The sequence below is a fragment of the Acidovorax sp. KNOB132 genome, from assembly GCF_057541515.1.
On sequence record NZ_BAAJYT010000214.1, the window covers coordinates 1 to 6,027 of the forward strand.

Here is a 6,027-nt window from a genome sequence, read left to right on the forward strand (position 1 = left end):
AAAACCGCCGCTGCGGGGGGGACGGGGTTCCATGGGACGCGCCTCGTTCACCACGATGCTGCGGCCGCCCAGGGGCTGGCCGTTCATGCCCTGGATGGCGGCTTGCGCTTCAGGGTCGCTGCCCATCTCGACGAAGCCAAAGCCCTTGGAGCGGCCCGTGTCGCGCTCCATCATGACTTTGGCGCTGATCACGGCTCCGAATTGGCCGAAGGCCTGCTCCAGGTCACTGTCACGCACCGAGTACGGCAAATTGCCGACGTACAGTTTGTTGCCCATCACGGGACTCCTCAAAAACACATTGATAAAGCGATGGAGTCCCGAAAACGCAGCCAGTGAATCACAAAGATGTCCCATGCGCGAAACTGACGGATCCCCGCAAACGTCGACGCGAAAAATATCTCGCCGATGCATTATGGGCCATAAATTCCGCAAAAAAGCAAGGTGCCGGACACGGGCCAAACGCGCTGGCTCAGCCATGAAAAAAGGGCCCCGAAGGACCCTTTTTTTGAAATGCTGTCAGCGTGAGCTTAGTAGCTGCTGCGGCCACCGCCGTAGCCACCACCGCCGCCGAAACCACCGCTGCGGCCGCCACCACCGCCGTAGCCGCCGCCACCGCCGTTGCCGCCACCGAAGCCGCCGCCACCGCTGCGGGGGGGACGGGGTTCCATCGGACGGGCTTCGTTGACCACGAGGTCACGGCCGCCGAAGTTTTGGCCATGCGCGCCTTGGATGGCGGCTTGCGCTTCGGCATCGTTGCTCATTTCGACGAAGCCGAAACCCTTGGAGCGACCGGTGTCACGTTCCATCATGACCTTGGCGCTCACCACGTTGCCGTACTGGCTGAACGTTTGTTGCAGGTCGTCGTCGCGGAAAGAATAGGGCAGGTTGCCCACGTAGAGTTTGTTGCCCATGAAGGACTCCTAAAAAAACAAGAAAACGCGATGGAGCCCGACGCAATCAACAAACCTGTGACGACTTCAAAGACGCGAAACCGACCAATCACCGCTACTTGCGTTCCTGCTTGGCAGAAAGGCAAGGCCCATTATTAACCATCTATTCGGGGTCCAAGCACGAAAATTGGCGCGCCTGCAACGTTTTCGTTGGGTATTTACCCGAAGGCTGGAAGCGCATCGTTACAATCGGCCCGTCTTTGGGGAGTAGCCCGCCCGGCGCACAGACCGCACGGGGGCATGCATCAACAAACTCGGGCCTGCGCGGCCTGTGGTGCATGCGGTTCCATCGGAACTGGGCGAGACCATTGACTGCACACCGATCCCAAAGGCCGGCGTCGGGGTGCAGTCAATGCTCTGCGACCTGTCCGGCCGGACAACTCCCTGCCCCCAATGGAAGCCTTTTTCGTTTCGACCGCCATCGTCGCCCTCGCGGAGATGGGCGACAAGACCCAACTCCTTTCCCTCGTTCTCGCGGCGCGTTTTCGCAAGCCCTGGCCGATCGTGCTCGGCATCCTGGTCGCCACGCTGGCCAACCACGCGCTGGCCGGCGCCGTGGGCGCCTGGGTGACGACCGTCGTGGGCCCGCAGGTGCTGCGCTGGGGGCTCGGGCTGTCGTTCATCGCGATGGCGGTGTGGATGCTCATCCCCGACCGGCTGGACGACGACGCATCGGGCGGCGCGCCGCGCTTTGGCGTGTTCGGCACCACGCTGATCGCGTTCTTTCTGGCCGAGATGGGCGACAAGACCCAGGTCGCCACGGTGATGCTGGCCGCGCGCTACAGCGCCTACTGGTGGGTGGTGGCCGGCACGACGCTGGGCATGATGCTGGCCAACGCACCCGTGGTGTGGCTGGGCGAGCGCATCACGCGGCGGGTGCCGATCCGCGCGGTGCACATGGTGTCGGCGGTGATCTTCCTCGCGCTGGGGCTGATCGCGCTTTTCGCACCCGCGGCCTGAACGCGCACGGGCCCATGGCCGGCGGGTCCGGGCTTTGGTATAGTGCCCCTCGCGCCGATTTGCATAGCTTGCGGGCGCTTTATAAATACCGCTAAAGACCCGTCCGCCAAGTGACAGACACACCGACCCGGCCTCGTTTTTAGCGACGCCGGGTTTTTTCATGTCCTTCATTGCCACGCCCCAGTCCCTGCATTTCGCCGACGCGCTGCCGCTGCAGGGCGGCGGCGCCATCCGCGACTACACCCTTGCCTTCGAGACCTACGGCACGCTCAACGCCGACCGCTCCAACGCGGTGCTGGTGTGCCATGCGCTGAACGCCTCGCACCACGTGGCGGGCGTGTACGAAGGCCAGCCCAGGAGCGAGGGCTGGTGGAACAACATGATCGGCCCCGGCAAGCCGGTGGACACGAACCGCTTCTTCGTGATCGGCATCAACAACCTGGGTTCGTGCTTCGGATCGACCGGCCCGATGGACACGCACCCGGACACCGGCGAGGTGTACGGCGCCGACTTCCCCGTGGTGACGGTGGAGGACTGGGTGAACGCGCAGGCCCGCCTGCTGGACCGCATCGGCGTGCAGCAGCTCGCGGCGGTGCTGGGCGGCAGCCTGGGCGGCATGCAGGCGCTGTCGTGGACGCTGCAGTACCCCGAGCGCGTGCGCCATGCGGTGGTGGTGGCCAGCGCCCCCAATCTCACGGCGGAGAACATCGCCTTCAACGAGGTGGCGCGCCGGGCCATCGTGACCGACCCGGACTTCCACGGCGGGCACTTCTATCGGCACGGGGCGATCCCGCAGCGCGGCCTGCGCATCGCGCGGATGATCGGCCACATCACGTACCTGTCGGACGACGTGATGAACGAGAAATTCGGCCGCCAGCTGCGCCAGACGGTGATGGAGGAGACGCTGCCGGCGGGCACCGCCGGCGGTGCGCCGGCCGCCCCCAGGCACGCCCCGGCGCGGGGCCGGGCTACCGCTACAGCACGCAGGACATCGAGTTCCAGATCGAGAGCTACCTGCGCTACCAGGGCGACAAGTTCAGCGAGTATTTCGACGCCAACACCTACCTGCTGATCACCCGCGCGCTCGATTACTTCGACCCCGCGCTCGCCTATGGCGGCAACCTCACGCTGGCGCTGGCGCGCGCGACGGCCCGGTTCCTGCTGGTGAGCTTCACCACCGACTGGCGCTTTTCGCCCGCGCGCAGCCGCGAGATCGTGAAGGCGCTGCTCGACAACCGCCGCGACGTGAGCTACGCCGAGATCGACGCACCGCACGGCCACGACGCCTTCCTGCTCGACGATGCGCGCTACATGGGCGTCGTCGGCTCGTATTTCGACAGCATCGCCAAGGAGTTCGCATGACCGAGAAAGCCACCATGCATGCGATTTCCCGGCTGGTGCCGCACGGCGCGCGGGTGCTGGACCTGGGCTGCGGCGACGGCGCGATGCTGTCGTACCTGCAGCGCGAGCGCGGCTGCACGGGCTACGGCATCGAGATCGACGACGCCAACGTGCTCGCCTGCGTGCGCCGCGGGGTGAACGTGGTGCAGCTCAACCTGGAGGAAGGGCTGGCGATGTTCGGCGACAACTCGTTCGACCTGGTGCTGCAGATCGACACGCTGCAGCACCTGCGCAACACCGAGGTGATGCTGCGCGAGACGGCCCGCGTGGGCCGCGCGGGCGTGGTGGCGTTTCCCAATTTCGCCCACTGGCCCAACCGGCTGTCGGTGCTGCGCGGGCGCATGCCCGTCACGCGCCGGCTGCCCTACCAGTGGTACGACACGCCCAATATCCGCGTGGGCACGTTCAAGGATTTCGAGGTGCTGGCGCACAAGAACGCCCTGCGCGTGATCGACGCGTTCGGCCTGCAGGACGGGCGCGAGGTGCGCTTCCTGCCGAACGCCCTGGCGGGCACGGCGGTGTTCCACTTCGAGCACGCCTGACGGGCGCGGGGCACTGGGCTGCGTCGGGCGCTGTCCCACGTGCCCAAGCTCCCCCGCACCGGGTCGCCAACACCGTGGAAGTGTCACGAGCACTACAAAACACTCGAACATCCGATTGCTATTATTAATGTAGCAATACGCCCTAGAAAAACATGCCCTGGAGGCATTTTTCGCCCCCGAAATCGCTGCTGCCAAGCAGACTAAATCCCTCAGTACATAGGGTTTTCCCTTAAAGGAATGCCTTCATCCTGCCAAAGTTACGGTTGCTTACGATGGGGTCGGCATCTTCCGCAGCGCACCCGCCCCGTCTCCCTTCCCTGCGACCGAAACCACAAAACCGCCATGACTCCACCCGTCCGCACCCGATCGGTCGCCCGCCGCGTCACCCTGCTGGCCCTGTCCCTGGTGGCGCTGGCCCTCATTGCGGTGGGCATCGCGATCTCGCTCATCACCACGAAGGCCGCGCGCACGCAGATCACCGAAGGTGTGCGCGATGCGGTGGATGCGGTAGGCCAGTCGCTCAACGCGGTGGACGAGGCCAACCGCGAACTGGTGCGCCGCTCGGCCCAGGCGTTCCAGCGCGGCTTCGACCCCAGCATGCAACTGGACGAGGCCAGCGGGCAACTGACGAGCTTCGGCGTCGCGGTGAACGACGACTACGGCACGGTGGACAAATTCAGCCAGGACACGGGCGGCGTGGCCACGGTCTTCGCGAGGAAGGGCGAGGACTTCATCCGCATCACCACCTCGGTCAAGAACGAAAAGGGCGAACGCGCCCAGGGCACCCTGCTCGACCGCGCCAGCCCCGCCTACGCGCCCGTGCTCGCGGGCCAGCCCTACACGGGCCGCACCATGCTGTTCGGCAAGCCGTACATGGCGCACTACGCGCCGGTGAAGGATGCGGCGGGCAAGGTGATCGCCATCCTGTTCGTGGGCAACGACCTGTCGGCCTTCCAGGAGCAGATGCAAAAGCAGGTGGCCAGCATGCAGTTCTACGAGCACGGCGGCATGTACGTGATCGATCCGCGCAAGCGCCCGCAGGATGCGGTGTTCGTCGCGCACCCCACGGCGCGCGGCAAGAAGGTGCTGGAGGCCTATCCGGGCGCGGCCGATTTCCTCGCCGCCCTGAACGCCAGCGCCGACGGCTCCGTGCCGCAGGCCGCCGCGCTGCTGCCCGCCCAGGGCGCGGACCCGTGGGCCCTGAGCGCCCGCACCGGCTCGGGCTGGCAGGTGGTGGCCGAGGTGTCCGACCACGAGGCGCTGGCCAGCCAGCGGCGTGCGATGGGGGCGGTGTGGCTGGTGATGGCCGTCGCCCTGGCGGTGGTGGGCGCGGGCATCTTCGCAATGGTGCGCCGCGGCGTGAGCGAGCCGCTGCGCGAGCTGACCGGCGCCGTGACGCTGGTGGCGCAGGGCGACCTCACCCAGGCGTTCGAGACGCGCCGCGCCGACGAAATGGGCGCCCTGGTGCGCGAGGTGGAGGGCATGCGCCAGCGCTACCTGCAGGTGCTGCAGCAGGTGCGCACGGCGGTGGACAGCATCACCACCGCCAGCGCCGAGATCGCCACCGGCAACCAGGACCTGTCGGCGCGCACCGAGAACGCCGCCAGCAGCATCGCCCAGACGGCGCAGAGCATGGAGCAGCTCACGGGCACGGTGCACCAGTCGGCCGATGCCGCGCGGCAGGCCAACCAGTTAGCCGAATCGGCCGCCGAGGTGGCCCAGCGCGGCGGGCGCGTGGTGGGCGAAGTGGTGTCCACCATGGCCGAGATCGACGCCAGCTCGCGCAAGATCGCGGACATCATCGGCGTGATCGACGGCATCGCCTTCCAGACCAACATCCTGGCGCTCAACGCCGCCGTGGAAGCCGCCCGTGCAGGCGAGCAGGGCCGCGGCTTCGCCGTGGTGGCGAGCGAGGTGCGCTCGCTGGCCGGGCGCAGCGCCGAGGCGGCGCGCGAGATCAAGGCGCTCATCGGCAGTTCGGTGGCCCGGGTGGAGGCCGGCACCCGGCTGGTGGAGGACGCCGGGCGCACCATGGGCGAGATCGTGGGCTCGGTGCAGCGGGTGGGCGACATCATCGGGGAGATCACCGCCGCGGCGTCCGAGCAGTCGAACGGCATCGTCACGGTCAACACGGCCGTCAACCAGCTCGACCAGATGACGCAGCAGAACGCCGC

Annotated in this window: 5 protein-coding genes, 1 pseudogene and 1 riboswitch; of the genes and pseudogenes, 4 read left to right on the top strand and 2 right to left on the bottom strand. The window is 66.9% G+C overall.

The genetic code is table 11. The annotated features are described in order from the left end of the window. The coding region (rbp, locus tag AC27IO_RS19105) for an RNA-binding regulator (protein ID WP_498740222.1) at positions 1 to 276 on the bottom strand (276 nt) is incomplete at its 3' end. Positions 277 to 527: 251 nt separating this feature from the next. After that, entirely contained in the window at positions 528 to 911 is a 384-nt protein-coding gene (gene rbp, locus AC27IO_RS19110) for an RNA-binding regulator (RefSeq protein ID WP_498740224.1), read from the bottom strand. Between the two features lie 224 nt (positions 912 to 1,135). Further along, positions 1,136 to 1,333: riboswitch (yybP-ykoY riboswitch) on the top strand. Positions 1,334 to 1,343: 10 nt separating this feature from the next. On the opposite strand from rbp (AC27IO_RS19110), the gene AC27IO_RS19115 reads away from it, so the two are divergent. From AC27IO_RS19115 to AC27IO_RS19130, 4 genes and pseudogenes are all read left to right on the top strand, one after another. Next, positions 1,344 to 1,910 carry a TMEM165/GDT1 family protein gene (locus AC27IO_RS19115; protein WP_272566381.1) on the top strand — a complete coding sequence of 189 codons (567 nt, stop codon included), beginning with the start codon at positions 1,344 to 1,346 and terminating at the stop codon, positions 1,908 to 1,910. Between the two features lie 160 nt (positions 1,911 to 2,070). Continuing rightward, positions 2,071 to 3,272 (top strand): annotated as a pseudogene (metX, locus tag AC27IO_RS19120) (homoserine O-acetyltransferase MetX). Further along, the gene (gene metW, locus AC27IO_RS19125) at positions 3,269 to 3,853 is read left to right on the top strand and encodes a methionine biosynthesis protein MetW (RefSeq protein ID WP_284397602.1); all 585 of its coding nucleotides are present in this window, start codon (positions 3,269 to 3,271) and stop codon (positions 3,851 to 3,853) included. Before metX ends, metW begins: the two are co-directional and overlap by 4 nt. Positions 3,854 to 4,195: 342 nt before the next feature. Next, the coding region (locus AC27IO_RS19130) for a methyl-accepting chemotaxis protein (RefSeq protein ID WP_498740225.1) at positions 4,196 to 6,027 on the top strand (1,832 nt) is incomplete at its 3' end.